The 16779-nt window shown below is 65.6% G+C and carries 15 protein-coding genes; 5 read left to right on the top strand and 10 right to left on the bottom strand.

What is annotated here, in order from left to right; all coding sequences use genetic code 11:
* Nucleotides 1-2: 2 nt before the first annotated feature.
* From MESOP_RS13345 to MESOP_RS13325, 5 genes are read right to left on the bottom strand one after another with little or no spacing between them, the layout of a single operon-like run.
* A complete protein-coding gene (locus MESOP_RS13345; protein WP_013893857.1) occupies nucleotides 3-884 on the bottom strand; it encodes a branched-chain amino acid ABC transporter permease in 882 nt (293 codons plus the stop codon).
* Nucleotides 885-889: 5 nt separating this feature from the next.
* Nucleotides 890-1594, bottom strand: coding sequence for an ABC transporter ATP-binding protein (locus MESOP_RS13340; RefSeq protein WP_013893856.1), 705 nt, complete (start codon nucleotides 1592-1594; stop codon nucleotides 890-892).
* A gap of 4 nt (nucleotides 1595-1598) precedes the next feature.
* Nucleotides 1599-2765 (bottom strand): ABC transporter substrate-binding protein, encoded by a 1167-nt coding sequence (locus tag MESOP_RS13335; RefSeq protein WP_013893855.1) that lies wholly within the window; start codon nucleotides 2763-2765, stop codon nucleotides 1599-1601.
* 48 nt (nucleotides 2766-2813) lie between these two features.
* The gene (locus MESOP_RS13330; RefSeq protein WP_013893854.1) at nucleotides 2814-4676 is read right to left on the bottom strand and encodes a branched-chain amino acid ABC transporter ATP-binding protein/permease; all 1863 of its coding nucleotides are present in this window, start codon (nucleotides 4674-4676) and stop codon (nucleotides 2814-2816) included.
* On the bottom strand, nucleotides 4676-5842 hold the full coding sequence (locus MESOP_RS13325; RefSeq protein ID WP_013893853.1) for an NAD(P)/FAD-dependent oxidoreductase: 1167 nt from the start codon (nucleotides 5840-5842) through the stop codon (nucleotides 4676-4678). The genes MESOP_RS13330 and MESOP_RS13325 overlap by 1 nt, the downstream gene beginning before the upstream one ends.
* A 145-nt stretch (nucleotides 5843-5987) precedes the next feature.
* Here MESOP_RS13325 and MESOP_RS13320 point away from each other — a divergent pair, with 145 nt between their 5' ends.
* Genes MESOP_RS13320 through MESOP_RS13300 form a run of 5 tightly spaced genes read left to right on the top strand, consistent with a single transcriptional unit; the run spans nucleotide 5988 to nucleotide 10981 of the window.
* Nucleotides 5988-6923 carry a MurR/RpiR family transcriptional regulator gene (locus MESOP_RS13320; RefSeq protein ID WP_013893852.1) on the top strand — a complete coding sequence of 312 codons (936 nt, stop codon included), beginning with the start codon at nucleotides 5988-5990 and terminating at the stop codon, nucleotides 6921-6923.
* Nucleotides 6920-7567 carry a cysteine hydrolase family protein gene (locus MESOP_RS13315; RefSeq protein ID WP_013893851.1) on the top strand — a complete coding sequence of 216 codons (648 nt, stop codon included), beginning with the start codon at nucleotides 6920-6922 and terminating at the stop codon, nucleotides 7565-7567. The genes MESOP_RS13320 and MESOP_RS13315 overlap by 4 nt, the downstream gene beginning before the upstream one ends.
* Nucleotides 7564-8886 (top strand): type I glutamate--ammonia ligase, encoded by a 1323-nt coding sequence (locus MESOP_RS13310; RefSeq protein WP_013893850.1) that lies wholly within the window; start codon nucleotides 7564-7566, stop codon nucleotides 8884-8886. The genes MESOP_RS13315 and MESOP_RS13310 overlap by 4 nt, the downstream gene beginning before the upstream one ends.
* Entirely contained in the window at nucleotides 8886-9668 is a 783-nt protein-coding gene (locus tag MESOP_RS13305; protein ID WP_013893849.1) for an N-formylglutamate amidohydrolase, read from the top strand. The genes MESOP_RS13310 and MESOP_RS13305 overlap by 1 nt, the downstream gene beginning before the upstream one ends.
* Nucleotides 9665-10981: an aspartate aminotransferase family protein gene (locus MESOP_RS13300; RefSeq protein ID WP_013893848.1), complete on the top strand. Its 1317-nt coding sequence runs from the start codon at nucleotides 9665-9667 to the stop codon at nucleotides 10979-10981. The genes MESOP_RS13305 and MESOP_RS13300 overlap by 4 nt, the downstream gene beginning before the upstream one ends.
* A 121-nt stretch (nucleotides 10982-11102) precedes the next feature.
* Here MESOP_RS13300 and MESOP_RS13295 read toward each other — a convergent pair whose 3' ends face one another.
* From MESOP_RS13295 to MESOP_RS13275, 5 genes are read right to left on the bottom strand one after another with little or no spacing between them, the layout of a single operon-like run.
* Nucleotides 11103-11957, bottom strand: coding sequence for an SMP-30/gluconolactonase/LRE family protein (locus MESOP_RS13295; RefSeq protein WP_013893847.1), 855 nt, complete (start codon nucleotides 11955-11957; stop codon nucleotides 11103-11105).
* Nucleotides 11958-11964: 7 nt separating this feature from the next.
* Nucleotides 11965-13752, bottom strand: a complete 1788-nt coding sequence (locus tag MESOP_RS13290; RefSeq protein WP_013893846.1) for a CoA-transferase — start codon at nucleotides 13750-13752, stop codon at nucleotides 11965-11967.
* Complete coding sequence (locus MESOP_RS13285; protein WP_013893845.1) at nucleotides 13749-14765, bottom strand: aldose epimerase family protein; 1017 nt, start codon at nucleotides 14763-14765, stop codon at nucleotides 13749-13751. Before MESOP_RS13285 ends, MESOP_RS13290 begins: the two co-directional genes overlap by 4 nt.
* Nucleotides 14752-15549, bottom strand: a complete 798-nt coding sequence (locus tag MESOP_RS13280) for an enoyl-CoA hydratase/isomerase family protein (RefSeq protein ID WP_013893844.1) — start codon at nucleotides 15547-15549, stop codon at nucleotides 14752-14754. The genes MESOP_RS13285 and MESOP_RS13280 overlap by 14 nt, the downstream gene beginning before the upstream one ends.
* Nucleotides 15550-15551: 2 nt before the next feature.
* Entirely contained in the window at nucleotides 15552-16757 is a 1206-nt protein-coding gene (locus tag MESOP_RS13275; protein ID WP_013893843.1) for a CaiB/BaiF CoA transferase family protein, read from the bottom strand.
* Nucleotides 16758-16779: the final 22 nt, after the last annotated feature.

Here is a 16779-nt window from a genome sequence, read left to right as displayed (position 1 = left end):
CATCAACTGCGCTGGACGCGGACCGCCGGGATCAGGCCTTGCGGGCGCAGCAGCAGCACGGCGATGACCCCCGACAGCACGATGGCGTCGCGATAGGGCGCGATCGCCCCCGGCAGCGTCGCCTGCAGCAGCACCTCGATGATGCCGAGCAGAAAGCCGCCGGCGACCGCGCCCGGCAAGCTGCCGAGACCACCGACGACAGCGGCGATGAAGGCTTTGAGCACCGGCGTGAAACCCATCAGCGGATCGACGGAAGCGCGCTGCGCCACCCACAGCATTGCCGCGAGCCCGGCCAGCAGGCCGGAGAGCAGGAAGGCGGTGGCGATGATGCGGCTGGCAGGAATGCCCATCAGGCGCACGACATCGAAATCCTCGGCCGCGGCGCGCATCGCCGTACCGGTCACCGAACGGCGCAGGAAGACTTCCAGCGCGACCAGCGCCAACGCCGAGACGACGATGGAGATGCTGGGGCCAACGCCGATGGTGAAGTCGCCGAAGGAGAAGGCGCCGGTCATCCAGCCGGGCATGGCGACAGCTTGCGGCCGGGCCGAGATGCCATTCTGGAAAACCACTTTCAGCAGGCTGGAAACGGCGAAGCTGGTCAGCAAAAGGCTGGTGACGCTGGCGCCGCGCATCGGCCGGAAGGCAACGCGCTCCATGGCGACGGCGGCGAGTGCGCCGCAGGACACGGCGACAAGCACGGCCACGGGGAAAGGAAGGCCGAAGACCAGCGAGGCCAGGAGCGCATAGCCTGACAATGTCATCAGTTCGCCATGAGCAAAGTTGATCAGCCCGACGATGGAAAAGACGATCGCCAGCCCGAGCGCCAGCAGCGCATAGACGCCGCCGAGGCTGACCGCATTGATGATCTGCTGCGCGATCATGCTTCTCAAGCTCCCAGATAGGCCTGGCGGACGAGGTCCGAGGAGGCGAGTTCCTTCGCGGTGCCCGACAACACCACCTTGCCATTGGCGAGCACGATGGCGCGGTCGGCGATTTCGAGCGCCAGAGCCACATTCTGTTCGACCAGAAGGATGGTCAGGCCCTTGCGGCGCAGCTCGGCGATCAGGTCGAAGACGGTGTCGATCAATTGCGGGGCGAGGCCGAGCGAAGGCTCGTCGAGCAGCACCATGCGCGGCTTGCCCATCAGGGCGCGGGCGATGGCCAGCATCTGCTGTTCGCCGCCCGACAGATTGCCGCCCTTGACGCGATGGTAGCGGCGCAGGATCGGGAACAGTTCCAGCATTTCCTCCTCGCGCACCCGTGCCTCGGCCGCGGGCTGATGCACCGCGCCGCCCAGACGCAGATTGTCGGCCACGGTCAGGCTGGCAAAGATGCGGCGGCCTTCGGGAACCAGCGCGACGCCCTTGCGGGCGATCGCCTCCGGCGCAAGGCCGGTAATGTCGACACCGTCGAACACCACCTTGCCGGACGCTGCCGGTACCAGCCCGGCGACGGCGCCGAGCGTCGAGCTCTTGCCGGCGCCATTGGCGCCGACCAGCGCGATGATCTCGCCGCTGTCGACGGTGAGGTCGACGCGGCGCACCGCCTCGACTTCGCCGTAGCGTATCTTGAGGGCTTCGACGCTCAGCATGATATCACGGCGCGGGAACGTCGGCGGCGTCGGGGATCAGCGTCTGCACGTGCTTGCCCTCGCCGCCCTCATAGCGCATCAGCGCCACCGGCCGCAGCGGCATGCGGTCGGTGCCGGCATAGGTGATCTTGCCGGTGATGCCGTCGAAATCCCTGAGGTTGGCGATGGCGTCGCGGATTGCCTTCGGATCGTCGGAGCCGGCGGTCTTCACCGCCTGGTCGAGGATCAGGCCGATCTCATAGCCATTGACCTCATAGGTCGATTCCGGTGCATGGCCGGCATATTTGCTGAAGGCGGCATTGAAGGCCTCGAGCTTGCTGCCCGGCTCGGCATAGCCGGCCGCAGTGTAGACGACGCCTTCGACCAGCTTGCCCAGGGCCTTGATGGTCGGCGTGCCGATGGCGTCGGCGCCATAGACCGGGATGGTGACGCCGGCGCCGCGCAATTGCTGGATGAAGGCCGGGAAGTCCGGCTCGTAGGCCGCCGTCATGATCAGGTCCGGCTTGTCGGCCAGCCCCTTGATGTTGGTTATCTCGGCGGAGAAGTCCGGCTGGCCCATGGTGAAGGTGCCGCGGCCGACGACGGCGCCGCCCTTCTTCTCGAATACCTTGCCGAAATATTCCGGCAGGTTGGCGGTGTAGGTGGAATCCGGCGAGGTCAGCAGGAACACCTTCTTCTTGCCTTCTGAGACGGCGAAATCGGCGACCGCCGTCGCCTGGACGTTGTCGGCCGGATAGGTGCCGAACATGACGTCGCCGACCGCGCCGGTGAGCACGGGTGCCGAGCCGCACAGCGTCAATGTCGGGATGCCGAGCGGCTGCGTGAGCTGTCCTGCCGAAATCGACGGATCGGCATCGCACGGCGTGATCATGATCTTGGCGCCGGCGTCGATCAGTTCCTGGGCAACGGTGGCGGTCTGCGCGGTGTCGGAGCGTGTGTCCTTGATCATCAGCTTGACGGTGTATTTGCCGCCGAGCCCGCCTTTGGCGTTGAGCTCGTCGAGCGACATGCGCAGGCCGGCAAGGGCCGGCTGGTCGTATGGGGCAAGGCCGCCGGTCTGCGCGGTCGCCGCACCGATGATGATCTCCTCGGCGCTGGCCGTGGACATGGCGGCGATGCCGAACGCAGCCGCGCACAAAGCTGCGCGGTGGAGGCGATAGAGGCTTGGCATGTCGGTTCTCCTTCTGGATTTGTTATCGTTGGCTGTTGTCGTTGCGGTCTATGCGGTCTGGCCCTCGGCTGTTGCCTGCGCTGTCTTGGCGCGGGCGGTGCGGCTGCCGAGATAGGCGGCGATGACGGCCGGATTCTTCTGCACCTCGCCGGGCGTGCCGTCGGCGATGACGCGACCATGATCGATGACGACGATGCGCTCGCAGAGGTTCATCACCAGCCGCATGTCGTGCTCGATAAGCACGACGCCGATGCGGCGCTCGGCGCGAACCGCCGACAGGATGGAGACAAGCTCGGCGGTCTCGACCGCATTCATGCCGGCGGCCGGCTCATCGAGCAGCAGGAAGCGCGGCTTCAGTGCCAGCGCGCGGGCCACTTCCAGCCGGCGACGCTGGCCATAGGCAAGCCTGGCGGCGGGCTGATCGGCAAATTTCTCCAGGCCCATGCGAGACAGCTCGCGCATGGCGGCCGCCTCGGCGTGGCCGAGACCGGGTTCGACCTGGCGTGCGGCGACGACGACATTTTCCAGCACGCTCATGTGCGGGAAGACGCGGATGTTCTGGAAGGTGCGGGCGATGCCCGATCGGGCAAAGCGGAAGGCCGAGGCCTGCCGCGCCACGCCACCGACGGATACGCTGCCGGCACTTGGCTCGACATCGCCAGCCAGCATGTTGAGCAGCGTCGTCTTGCCGGCGCCATTGGGACCGATGATGCCGGTGATGCTGTCGGTCTCGAAGCTCAGGCTGACGTCGTCCACCGCCACGACACCGGCGTAGCGGCGCGACAGATGGTCGGCCACCAGCCGGTCCGCGCCGACCTTAAGCGACGGCGCGTCCGAAGCCGTCTCCGCCGGGCGTCCGGGCCGCCGCAGAAGGTTGAGCTCGCGCTCGCCGAAAAGGCCGGTCGGCCGCTGCCAGATGACGAGGATCATGGCGATGGCGAGCACACCCTGGGTGAGGCCGAACAGGACCGGCAGATGCAGGCCGAGCACCTCACCGCCGCCTTCGAAGCGGCGCACCACCTCGATCACCACGATGGTGACGATGACGCCGGCAAAAGCACCGAGCGACGAGGTCATGCCACCGACGATCAGCATGGCGAGCATGGTGAAGCCGAGGTCGAAATAGAAATCGCGCGGCGAAAACGCACCGAGGAACTGCGCCATCATGGCGCCGGCGGCCATCGCCGCGACCACGCCCGCCACCCAGGCGGCAAGCCGCGCCGTGCGCTGGTCGACGCCGACGGCGGCGGCGCCGCGCTCGTCATTGGCGGCGGCGCGGCTGGCGAGACCGAAAGAGGTTTCGCGAAACAGCCTTGCCGCCACCAGCGCCACGGAAGCGACCGCCGCGGCGGTCCACAGCCCTACCTCGCGCGGTACGCCGTAGAAGGGCTGGCTGCCGCGGGTGATCTCGCGCCCGGCGACCAACAGCGTGTAGACGATGATCAGCATGGCGAGCGTGGCGATCGAGGCACTCGACCCGGTCAGCCGGAGCAGTGGCGTGCCGGTCAACAGGCCGATGACGACAGCCAGCACCAGCACCACGGCCAGCGCCGCGAAGAAGGAGAGCTGATAGCCGGCGAGGAATTCCGGCAGGTCGCGCAGCGCCGTTCGCTGCAGCGCCGTCGGCATGGTGAGAATGCCAGTGGCGTAGGCGCCGAGGCCGACAAAGGCGGCCTGGCCGAAAGAGACGATGCCGCTGTTGCCGGAGAATATCTGCAGGCCGAGCACCGCGGTCAGCATGATCGCGGCATAGGTAACGACGCGCTGCATGGCGGCGCCACCGAAGACAAAGGCGGCAAGCGCCATAAGCAGCAGCACCACCACCATGCACAAGGCATCGGCCGTGGCGTTGCGGAACGCTGCCGGCATGAAACCGCGGGGCTTGCTCTCGCTGATTGTCGCCGACGCCATCACGCGGCCTTGAAGCGGCTGGGCGAGAACGGCGCAAGGATCGGTTGCGCCCCCTCGGTGACCAGCCTTGCCACCGCCTCGCCGACGGCTGGTCCAGTCTTGAACCCATGGCCGGACGACCCCGCCGAGACGACCAGCCCTTCGACACCCGGCATGGGTCCGATGACAGGCAGATCGTCGGGGCTCATGTCGTAGAGCCCGGCATAACCGGGCCGTATGCCGAGCTCGGCCATGGCGGGCACGCGAGAGGCGAAGGTCTCCAGGATCTCGACCGATTCGGACTCCTCGACACCTTCCATGTAGGTGTCGGGATTCTCGACGAAACGCGGGCGGCCGGCATGTTCGTGGCGCAGGCCGGTGCCGCCGCCGGCCCAAGTGCCGGCCAGGATGACGCCGTCATTGTCCGGCCGCGCGTAGTTGCAGGAAATGTCATCGCACCAGGCGAAGGGCATCACATGCCTAGCCTTGCCGGCGGCATCGAGAACGGCCATCGGATGGCGTTCGACATGCAACGGCAGGTCCAGCCCCACCGTCTCCAACAGGCGGCGCGTCCATGGCCCGGCGGCGAGCACGACCGTCTCGGCTTCCAGCACCGTCCCATCGATCAAGGTGACGCCGGTGATGCGGTCGCCCTCCCGCCGAAGGCTTTCGACAAGCGTGTTCTGCAGGATTTTCGCACCGTTGGTACGGGCGGCGCGAGCGATCGCGTTGGTGGCGCCGAAGGCATCGGCATAGCCGTATTCCGGCTCCCACAGCGCCAGCGCGACATCGTCGAGCGCAAAGCCGGGCGCGGCATCGGCGAAGGCTTGCGGTGACAAGGTCTCGATGCGAGCGCCCTCGCCACGGATGCGTTCGGCCGCCGCTTTCCAGCTCGCCTCATTGTCGGCGCCGCAGACCCACATCATGCCGACTTCGGTCACAAAGGACCCTTCGCCGGCGATCTCAGGCAGCGACACCAATATCTCGCGACCACGGATGGAGAGCTGCGACAGTTCCGGCATCAGGTAGAAGGCGTGCAGCAGCGCCGACGATTTGCCGGACGGGCCACCAGCCGGATGCGTCTGCTCGACCAGCGTGACGTTCACACCCGCCTTGGCCAGATGATAGGCGGTGCTCGAGCCGACAATACCCGCACCGACGACGATGACGTCGCTTCCATTTCGCATGGCTGTTCCCCACAGTCTCTTGGCTGCTTTCCGACAAGGTAAGGCCAGCGATCGAGCAATGTCAACATCTCTTCATTCTTGACCGAGATTTAAATGTCTGTAATAAACTCGACAAAACAAGAGAACACGGATTTCGGGGAGGCCAATGGCGATACGCGATGTTCTGATGCGCGGGGATCTGGCGCTGACGCCGTCGGAAGAGAAGATCGTCCGGCTGCTGTTGACGGACTATCCGACCTCCGGCCTCGGCACTGCTTCCTCGCTCGCCCGGCGCGCCGGCGTCAGCGATCCGACCGTGGTCAGGCTGGTCGTCAAGCTCGGCTATGACGGGTTTCCGGATTTCCAGGCAAAGCTGTTGGCCGAGGTCGAGGCGAGACTGCATTCGCCGCTGTTGATGATGGAGGCAAAGCGGCAAAGCGGCTCCAGTGACAGCGCCGTGCTCGCCTATCTCGATTCCGTCACCACGGCCCTGCAGAAAGCCACCGCCGCGACACCGGTGCAGACCTACGAGCGGGCCGCGCGCCTTTTGATGGAGGCCAAGGGCGAGATCGTGCTGCTCGGTGGCCGCTTCAGCCGGCACATCGCCGGCATGCTCGCAGGATATCTCGTGCAGTTCCGGTCCGGGGTCCGCGATCTGGGCGTGCTCTCTCCGCAGACATTCGACACGCTGGCCGATCTCGGACGCCGCGACGTGCTTGTCGTCTTCGACTATCGCCGCTACCAGCTCGACGTGATGGCCTATGCAAGCCAGGCGGCGGCGCTCGATGTGCGCATCCTGCTTTTCACCGACCAATGGCTGTCGCCGATCGCCGATCTCGCCGAAGTCACGATCGTCAGCCCGCTCGAAGTCGCCTCGCCCTATGACACGCTGGCACCGGCGATCGCACAGATGGAGGCGCTTACCGCCCACATCGTTTCGACGCTGGGCGATGATGCCCGGGCTCGCATCGAGAGGATCGAGAAAGTACGGCACGCCAATGCGGTGACGCTCGACAGCAACCCAAACGAGAATGGCGCAGGCCAACCCGGGCCACGCAGGACACCTGGACCCAAATCAGTAAAGCGGGACGACAAAGCATGACCGAAACCTTACCCAAGCGAGACGAAGCCTTCCGTGCCGGCGAGACGGCGCTGCTGCTCGTCGACATGCAGCGTATCTGGCTGGAACCGGGTGCCGATCCATCGCATCCGGAGCGCGGCCCCGACCACTATTTTTACCGGCAGACATCCTCGCTGACGATCCCCAACCAGGAGCGACTGCTGGCGGCGGCGCGGGCCAACGGCGTCGAGGTGCTGCACACCATCATCCAAAGCCTGACCGAAGACGGCCGCGACCGCTCGCTCGACCACAAGCTGACGCCGATCCATGTCGCGCCCAGCCTTCCCGAAGGCCTGCCGGTCGCCTCGCTGGCGCCGGTCGGCGACGAGATCATGTTGCCGAAGACATCGTCCGGCATCTTCAACTCGACCAATGTCGACTATCTCCTGAAGAACCTCGGCATCCGTTATCTCGTCGTGGTCGGCGTGCTCACCGACCAGTGCGTCGACATGGCGGTGCGCGACGGAGCCGACCGCGGTTACCTCGTCACCTGCGTGGCGGATGCTTGCGCCACCATTACCCAGGAGCGACACGACATCGCGCTCAAGGCCTTTGGCGGGTATTGCTGGGTCACCGATACCGACAGTGTCGTCGCTCGTTTCAATGCCTTGGGAAAAGCAGCATGACATCGATCGTCGAGCCGCTCGTTGCCGTCGTCACCACCGATCTCTCCGCCGTCACGCGGGGCCGCTTCGTCGTCGAAAGCAAGTTGCAGAAGACCGCGACGACCGGCGTCGGCTGGCTGCAGGCCAACCTGTCGCTAACGCCGTTCAACTCGATCGTCGATCCCAATCCTTGGGGATCGTCAGGCGACCTGCGGCTGATCCCCGATCTCAAGGCGCGCTTTCGCACCGCACGGACCGGATCGGCGACACCGTTCGACATGGTGGCCGGCGACATTGTCGAGCTCGACGGCAGCCCATGGCTCGGCTGCACGCGAACCATGCTCAGGGATGCGCTGGCGGAGCTGAAGGCGGCGACCGGGCTCTCCGTCATCGCCGCTTTCGAGCATGAATTCCACATCGCCGACGCCGGCTTCGCGCCGGCGCATTCGATGTCCTTCGCCGCGCTCAGGCGGACGGACCCCTTCGCCCCCAATCTGATGGCGGCACTGGAGGAAGCGGGCGTCGGACCCGAAGTGGTCATCGCCGAATTCGGCGCGGAGCAGTTCGAAGTGACGCACGAGCCCGCCGATGCGCTGACCGCGGCAGACCGCGCCGTCGCCATCCGCGAGATCACGCGCGAAGTGGCGCGCAATGCCGGCTGGCGCGCCAGTTTCGCGCCCAAGACCGCCCCGGATGCCGTCGGCAATGGCGTGCACATCCATTTCAGCTTCGTCGACGAGGCCGGCAAGCCGGCAACCTACGATGCGGCACAGCCCGGCGGCCTCTCCGGCAAAGCCGGTGCGTTCTGTGCCGGCGTGCTGCGTCATCTGCCTGGGATGACCGCCATGACGGCATCGAGCGTCTCATCCTTCTACCGGCTGAAGCCGCACAGCTGGAGTTCGTCCTACACCTGGCTCGCCGACCGCGACCGCGAAGCGTCGCTGCGCATCTGTCCGACGGTGACGATCGGCGGACGCGATCCGGCGCGGCAGTACAATATCGAGTATCGGGCAGCCGACGCCACCGGCAATCCCTATTTGTCGCTGGCCGCGATCATCCGCGCCGGGCTGGAAGGCTTGAAGGCGGATCTGCCGTCGCCGCCGCTGGTCACCGGCGACCCGACGCTGATGAGCGATGCGGAACGGGCAAAGCTTGGCCTGGTGCGGCTGCCTGAAACGCTGCCGGCGGCGCTGGACGCGCTTCTCGCCGACAGCACTGTCACGGGATGGTTCGCTCCGGTCTTCATCGAGACCTTCGTCGGACTCAAGCGGCACGAGGCCGAGCGCCTGGCCGGCCTCGATCCGGTTGCCGTCTGCGATCTCTATCGGACGCTTTATTGATGACTGCGCGGACTGAAAAAGACCTGCTTCCTCGAAAAGACTGGCCCGACGCCGTCGAGGTTCTCAACGAGCACGGCCTCTCGGACATCGTCCTGTTGTGCGAGCACGCCTCCAATCACATGCCGGCGGAATATCGCCAGCTCGGGCTCGATGCCAGCCATCTGCGGCGCCACATCGCCTGGGATATCGGCGCCGCGGAGGTGACGCGCCTGTTGTCGGCACGGCTCGATGCGCCGGCCTTCCTCAGCGGCTATTCGCGGCTGCTGATCGACCTCAACCGGCCGCTGGGCACGCCGGGCAGCATTCCGATGGTGTCTGAGGACACCGGCATTCCCGGCAATGTCGGCCTCGACAAGGCGGAACGGGACCGGCGCGCCAAAATCATGTTTTCGCCGTTCCATGAGCGTGTGGCCGCGCATCTCGATCGCCGGGTAGCTGAAGGCCGGCCGACGCGGATCGTGACGATCCACTCCTTCACGCCCGTCTTCCTCGGTGTCGCCAGGCCTTGGCATGCGGGCGTACTGCATGCGAATGGAATCGATCTCGCCGAAACAATTCTTTCAGCCCTGCGCACCGATGCGACACTAAACGTCGCGGCCAACGTGCCTTATGTGATCAGCCGCGACGCCGATTACGCCGTGCCCATCCATGGTGACGACCGCGGCATCCCCGCCGTCCTCGTCGAGATCCGGCAGGACCTTTTGTCGACAAGGCACGGCATCGAAGAATGGGCTGATCGGCTGGCTGCGGCGCTGCCCGCCCAGACGGAGGCGATCCCTTGAGCAATCTCAGCCTGCGCGAGCGCGACGCCGCGACCATCGCGCAGATCGGCAAGCTGCGGTTCTCGCCGCTGAGCGTGATTGGTGGCCAAGGCAACCGGCTGATCGAGGAAGGCGGCCGGTCGCTGCTCGACCTGTCGGGATCGGCCGGCCCAGCGGTGCTCGGCTACGGCCATCCGGCTGTTGTCGAGGCGGTCGAGTCCTCGATCCGCAACATGGCGGGCGCCAGCCTGCTGCTCTACCCGAACGAACCAGCGGTCTCGCTGGCCGAACGCTTGCTCGCGGTTACGCCTGGAGAAGGCGAACGGCGCGTCTGGTTCGGCCATTCCGGGTCGGACGCCAATGACTGCGCGGTGCGCGTGCTGCAGGCGGCCACCGGCCGCTCGCGCTTCATCTCCTTCATCGGCTCCTATCACGGCAACCTGTCGGGCTCGATGGGCATCAGCGGCCACACCGCCATGACGCACACATTGCCACGGCCAGGCGTGGTCCTGCTGCCCTATCCCGATCCTTACAGGCCGATCTTCAGCGCCGAGGATGTGCTTGCCCTGCTCGATTACCAGTTCGAGACGACCTGTCCGCCGCATCAGGTCGCGGCTGTGTTCATCGAGCCGCTGATGTCGGATGGTGGGCTGATCTTGCCGCCGCCGGGCTTCCTGAAAGCGCTGCAGGAGCGCTGCCGCAAGCACGGCATCAAGATCGTGCTCGACGAGGTCAAGGTCGGGCTGGCGCGTAGCGGCATGATGCACTGCTTCCAGCATGAAGGGCTGACGCCGGACCTCGTCGTGTTCGGCAAGGGCATCGGCGGCGGGCTGCCTCTGTCGGCCGTGGTCGGGCCGAAGGAGATCATGGATCATGCACCGGCCTTCGCCTTGCAGACGACCGCCGGCAATCCGGTGGCGACATCGGCCGGCAACGCGGTGCTGAAGACGATCGAGAGCGAAGGCCTGGTCGAACGCTCGGCGCGGATCGGCAAACTCTTCGCCGATGCACTGCGGGCGCTCGGTGCAAAACACGAGATCATCGGCGATGTGCGCGGGCGTGGCCTCGCCATCGGCGTCGACCTGGTCAGGGACCGCGCGACGCGCGAGCCGGTGCCTGCCACGACCACGGCCAAAATCATCTATCGCGGCTACGAACTGGGCGCGGCCTTCACCTATGTCGGGCTGAAGGCAAATGTGCTCGAATTCATGCCGCCGCTGACGCTGACCGAAGACGAAGTGGCCGAGGGCTTGGCGATCGTCGACCAGGCGATCGCCGACGTGAATGCCGGCAAGGTGTCAGATGCGGATGTCGCGTCCTTCATGATGTGGTGACGGGCGGGCGCGCCTGCGGGGAAACACAGTCGCCGTCCAACCTAGAGCAATTCACCGTTTCACGGAAACGGCGAACCGCTCTATCTTTTTGTTTTTACGCAATTCCGGACAGAAAACCGTGTCACACTTTTCCTGGAATTGCTTTAGGTAGCGCCGCCAGATCGATCTCGGTGATGTGCCAGCGGCCAAGATTTGCGGTGTAGAGTTTGTCGCCCTTGAAGGCGATGTTGGTGGGATGCGCCAGCGTGGTCGCGGCCGGATCCTCGATCAGCACTTCGAGGCCTCTATCCTTGCACCAGCGATAGATGCGGCTTGGCTCGTAGCAGGAGATGAACAGCGAGCCGTCGGGCGCGAAGGCAACGCCATCGGGTACATTGTGCACGCCTTCGACAACCACTTCTCGCGACCCTGCCGTGCCGTCGGCGAGGATCGGCACATGGCTGATGCAGGGCGCATCGCTTTCGACAACGTAGAGCCCATTGCCACCAGGCGCCATGGCCATGCCGTTGGCGAAGGACATCGCCTCCCGGCACCACAGGCCGCCCTCGCCTGTCTCGAGGTCATAGCGGAAGATGCCGGAGCGATTGTCCTCGCCGACGCTGTCCGATACGTAGAGGCAGTTCCTCGCCTCGTCGACGATTGGATAATTCGGCACCCGGATGCCCGACGAGGCGAAGCGCTCCATGCGCCCGGTCGCGGCATCCCAGCGAAAGATCGCAGCATGCTTGAGATCGCAGGCAAAGCAGTTGCCCGCGCTGTCGAAGGCAATGCCGAGCAGAAAGCCGTCCGTGGCGCCCATGCGCTCGGCCGAACCGCCGTCGGCGGCCAGGCGCAGCAGGTCACCGGTCTCGGTGCCGCACCAGATCGACCCATCGCTGTGGACGGCCACGCCTTCCGGATGCGCGACGCGCGGATTGGTGAAGATGCCGTCGAAGAAGACGCGCGCGGCGGACATATCGAGCAGCGGCTTTGCCATGGGTTCCTCAGCTTGCGATGTACGATCCCTGTGCGGCGATGCAGCGCTCGACCATGCGGCGATCGGCGGCAAGGATCTCGGCGATCAGCGCGCCGCGTTCCTTGGCGCTGACGAATTCCAAGCGACGCAGACCGAGCGGGTCGATGCGGTTTCGCAGAACGGCGAGCATATCGCTGGAAGGCAGCGGGACCTCCAGGCAATCGGCGTCGAAGGTCACCGCAAAGCCGGTGGCTTCGCGGATCTGCTGCCGCGTGACGCCAGGTATGATTTCGATGACGGTCAACTCCCTGGATGTCGGGTCGAGCCTGAAGACGCAGAGATCGGTGAAGACCAGAGCCTTGCCGGTGCGATAGCTCATCGGTTCGCGCTCGGCCGGCGTCAGCAGTCCACGGGCGGAGCTGACGATCTCGACCTCATCCACCAGCGACTGGGCCGAATGACGGGGGATGTAGAGCAGATAGTCGCGATGCATGTTGGCGACATCGGCCATCCCGCCTTGCCCGGGCAGCCGGATCAGGCCGCCGCTTGGTTTGCGCAGCGCGATGGTGTTGACACGGCCGTGCCGGTCGACTTGTGCCGCGCCGACGATCTCATGCGTCACGGCACCGGCCTGATAGTAGGTCGAATAGGTGTCGTCGCCGCCGGCATGCGCCACCGCCGTCTCGCAATCCAGGCTTTCGATCAGCGACAGGATCATCGGGCTCGGCGCGATGTCGAGATGGCCGCAGCTCATCGTCGCGATGATCATGTCGGGCGCGTGTGTTGCCTTGGCCAGCCGGTAAGCGACATTGGCCAGCGGCGAGACGGCGCCGGCGCTGGCAAAACTCTCATTGTCGAGTTCGGCGGCGATGCGGACGGCAATGATCTCGTCGACGGTTGCTTTCTCTTCGCTCCGCGCGAGCGCTGGCATGGCAAGGGCCGTCTCAGGCCGGACCTTCGCAGCCTCTCGAAGCCATGCCGGCACGCCTTCGGACGGCGGGCGCAGATTGTCCGCCAAGGGCGTTTGCCTGGCCGCGAATGCCTCCGACAATGCCTGATAATCGGTGACGTAGAATGGCAGGCAAGACGCCGGCCAGGCGCCGCCCGGCGCCAGGGCTATGGCCGACACCTGGTTGCGGGTCAGGATGCTCTGGCGCCCGTCCTGCCGGAGCGCCCCGATCGGCACGATTTCCTCGACGGTGACCAGCACCTTGCGCGCCGCCCCCGCCATGGCGAAGTCGAGCGCGCGTGGGCCGGTGATCTGCACATTGCCGCTTTCATCGGCGCGCTGCGCGTGGACGATGAAGGTATCGAGCCGCAATGGCGGGATGAATCCCGTAGATATCCCTGCAATCGGATCTGGCCTGGCGCTTGCCCCCGGTATCCGCGCGAGCATGTCCGATCCCTCGGGAAGCTGGAATGGCATCGATGGCAGATTCTGCTGTGCCGCCCGCAGCGCCTGGATCATGGCCAGCGCCGTCCAATCACGAACCAGGATCGCGCCGGTTTCGGTCGCGGCGCGGAACCTTGGCGGCAGGCCGAAAATGTCGAGGCTGGAAAAACAGAGGTCGATTTCAGCCACCGCGCCCGCTTCGAGCAGCAGCTCGAGCGGCAAGCCGCCTGCCCAGCAGATGTAACGCAACTCCTTGACGCCTGAGCTGGCTATCGCACGCAGCAAGGCGATCGGCAGCCGGGCGAAATGGTGGCCGCCGACGCCGAGTGCATCGCCTTGGCCGACCATCGCGGCTAGCCCCTCGATATCGGTGAAGCGCGGCCGGTTCGGCTTGACCAGCGACATTGCGGCACGGTTGGTCACAGCGCGGATGCCTCGATGCGGTAGCGGGTCACGAAAGGCTTTTCGGGCGAGAATTCCAGCGCTGTCGCGATACCAGATTGCGCGATCGGATTGTCGGCCAGCGCAGTTGCCGGACCGAGCCCGAAGGGCGAGCAGATCGGCTCGATGCCGATGGCGACATGACGCCCATTCCATGGTGCCGCCTTGCGGCCGCGATTGGAGTACCAGAGCAGAAGGCTTGGGAAATGCTCTTTCTGCCAGGAGAGTTTTACCCGGTAGCCGCTTTCATGGTTGGCAAGCGCCACCGTGCCGTCGAGACCGTCGATCTGCAGCAGTTCTTCGGTATCGGCGGCCAGCGGGAGCCGCGAGGCATCCGTCGTGCCGCCGGCTCGCGCCGGTACGCTGGTCAGCTCCGTGAAGGATCTGTTTCGGGCGAACAGCGCGGCGCCGGGTTCGACATCGTGTGGATAGGTGCGGCCTTCATCGAAGCCGCCGAATTCCAGCGTGGCGGCACCCGTCTCTAACGGCAGTCGGAACACTGGATGAAGACCGATCGGCAGGCGGCAGGCACGGCGAACGACGATCCTGAATTCAATGTCGATGGCCGGCGCCGACGGATCAGGTGTGATCGTCCGCTCAACGCGCTCGACCGGACTTCCCTCGGGATAGGCGAGCCCCAGCGACAAGGATGCGCCGTCGCTGTCGCGCCATGTCCAGTCATGGTTGGAGCTGTGGCCATGGACTTCTTCGTCGCGCTCCGGCGGCCCCATCACGCCTGCCCAGTCGTCCGGCCAACCGTCGGCGGGCACCGAATAGCCGAAGGGGACGCAAGGCCATTCGCCGCGCAATTTGCGCAGAATACCCGGCAGCGTTTCCGCCTCCGGCTCGTCCGACCAGGGTGCGATGTGCATCGGCGAGACCTGCCGGCCATTGTCCAGGACGAAGGTCACCGGCGCCAGCATCGCGCCGAGCCGCTGGACGGTCAGGGCGCCGTGCGCCCAGCCCAACCCGCGATAGGCGTCATTGGTCTTCACGGTCCGGCCTTTTCGCCTTTGTCGTGCTCCGCTCGGCGAACTCCCTGACACGCCGCTGGCCGATCTCGCTGCGATAGAGGTCACCCAATATGTCGCGTTCCCTCGCGAGGCCTTCAGCCAGATCGCCCGACATCGCATGTGCCGTCAGCGCCTTCAGGCCTTCGATCGCCGCGGCCGGTTCGGCGGCGATCATCTCGGCCAGTTCCAGTGCGCGCGGCATCAGCCGGTCGACATCGACGATCTCGTTGACCAGGCCGGCGGCAACGAATTCGGAGGCCGGCACGATGGCGCCGGTCATCAGCAGAAGATTGGCGCGGTTGCGGCCGAGCCTGGCGACGCTGCGTTGCGTACCACCACCACCGGGGATCAGCCCGAGCTTGATCTCCGGTAGGCCGAGTTTGGCGAACTGGTTGGCGACGACGATGTCGCAGCACAGCACCAGCTCCATGCCGCCGCCCAAGGCGAAACCGTTGACCGCCGCGATCACCGGCTTGCGGTTGTTTTCGATGGCCGCGTACATGCGCGTGCCGGCGGCCTGGAACAGGTCGAATTCAGGGCCGGTCTGCGCGGCATATTCCTTGATGTCGGCGCCGGCCATGAAGCCGCGTCCCTCGCCGGTCACCACGATCGCGCCGACACTCGCATCTTCAGACAGCGCCTCGAACACCTCGGTGATCTCACCTTGCATCAGCCTGTTCATGGCGTTGAGCTGATCGGCGCGGCGGAAGGTGACGATCGCGACGCGACCCGACGTTTCGACCGTGAGTGTCTGGTAGACGCGCATCGTCAGGCCGCGTCCACGGTCATGTCGCCGGATGCCTCGAGAGCGGCGATCTCGTCCTTCGACAGGCCGAACTCGGCCAGGATCTCACGGCCGTGCTGGCCGACCAGCGGCGCCGGCCGGTCGATGGTCGCCGGCGTCTCGCTCATCTTGACCGCGGGCGCCACCACCCGCACCTTGCCGCCGCGTGGATGATCGTAGCTGGTGATCATGCCCATATGCGTGACCTGCGGGTCCTCGGCCGCGCGGCGGATGTCCTTCACCTCGGCGCACCAGATGTCGACCGAGAGCAGGCGTTCCAGCAGATCCTGCGTGCCGAACTTCTTGGTCTCGGCATTGACCTTGTCGAACACTTCGTCGCGCTTGTCGAACAAGGTTTTCAGGTCGTCGTAGACGGCAAGCTGCGGCGCCTCCAGCACCTCGTACAGTGTCTTGAACGGGCTCATGGCGATCGACACATAGCCGCCGTCCCTCGTCTCGTAGATGCCGAACGGCGCCTGCATGCCGGGATGGCCGATGCCGGAATTCGGCCGCACGAAATCCTCGCCGAGATTGAGCACGGCGACATATTCCTGGTTGAGATGCGCCAGCAGGCCAGCCAGCAGGTTGACCTCGATCTTCTGGCCCTTGCCGGTCTTCTCGCGATAGTAGAGCGCCGACAGGATGCCGTAGACCATGTTCATGGCGCCGATCTGGTCGGCAAGACCGGCGCCGGCGGGAACCGGCGCCTGGTCGCCGCGGCCGGTGTTGGCAATCAGCCCGGCCAGCCCCTGGATCAGCATGTCCTGGCCGGGGCGCTCGACATAGGGACCCTCCTCGCCATAGCCCGAACCCGAGCAGTAGATGATACGCGGATTGACGGCCTTGAAGTCCTCGTAGCCATAGCCGAGCTTGGCCAGCACGCCGGGGCGGAAATTCTGCACCACGACGTCGGCGCTCCTGGCCATCTCCATGAGGATGGCATGCACCTTGCGGCTCTTCAGATTGAGCGCGATCGAACGCTTGTTGCGGTTCCAGGCGAGGAAATTCGGGCTCTCGGAGCCGCCCACCCATTTGGCGAAAAAGGTCATGCCACGGAACATGTCGCCGGCGCCGGCACGCTCGATCTTGATGACGTCGGCGCCCATGTCACCGAGCAACTGGGTGGCGAACGGTCCTTGCAGCAGATGGCTGAAATCGAGGATGCGGACGCCTTCGAGGGCCTTGTTCATTTCAGATCTCGTTTCAAAGTTT

It is taken from the genome of Mesorhizobium opportunistum WSM2075 (assembly GCF_000176035.2).
Lineage (GTDB): Bacteria > Pseudomonadota > Alphaproteobacteria > Rhizobiales > Rhizobiaceae > Mesorhizobium > Mesorhizobium opportunistum.
The sequence above is the reverse complement of the archived record's forward strand: the minus strand, read 5'-3'. Positions and strand labels throughout refer to the sequence as shown.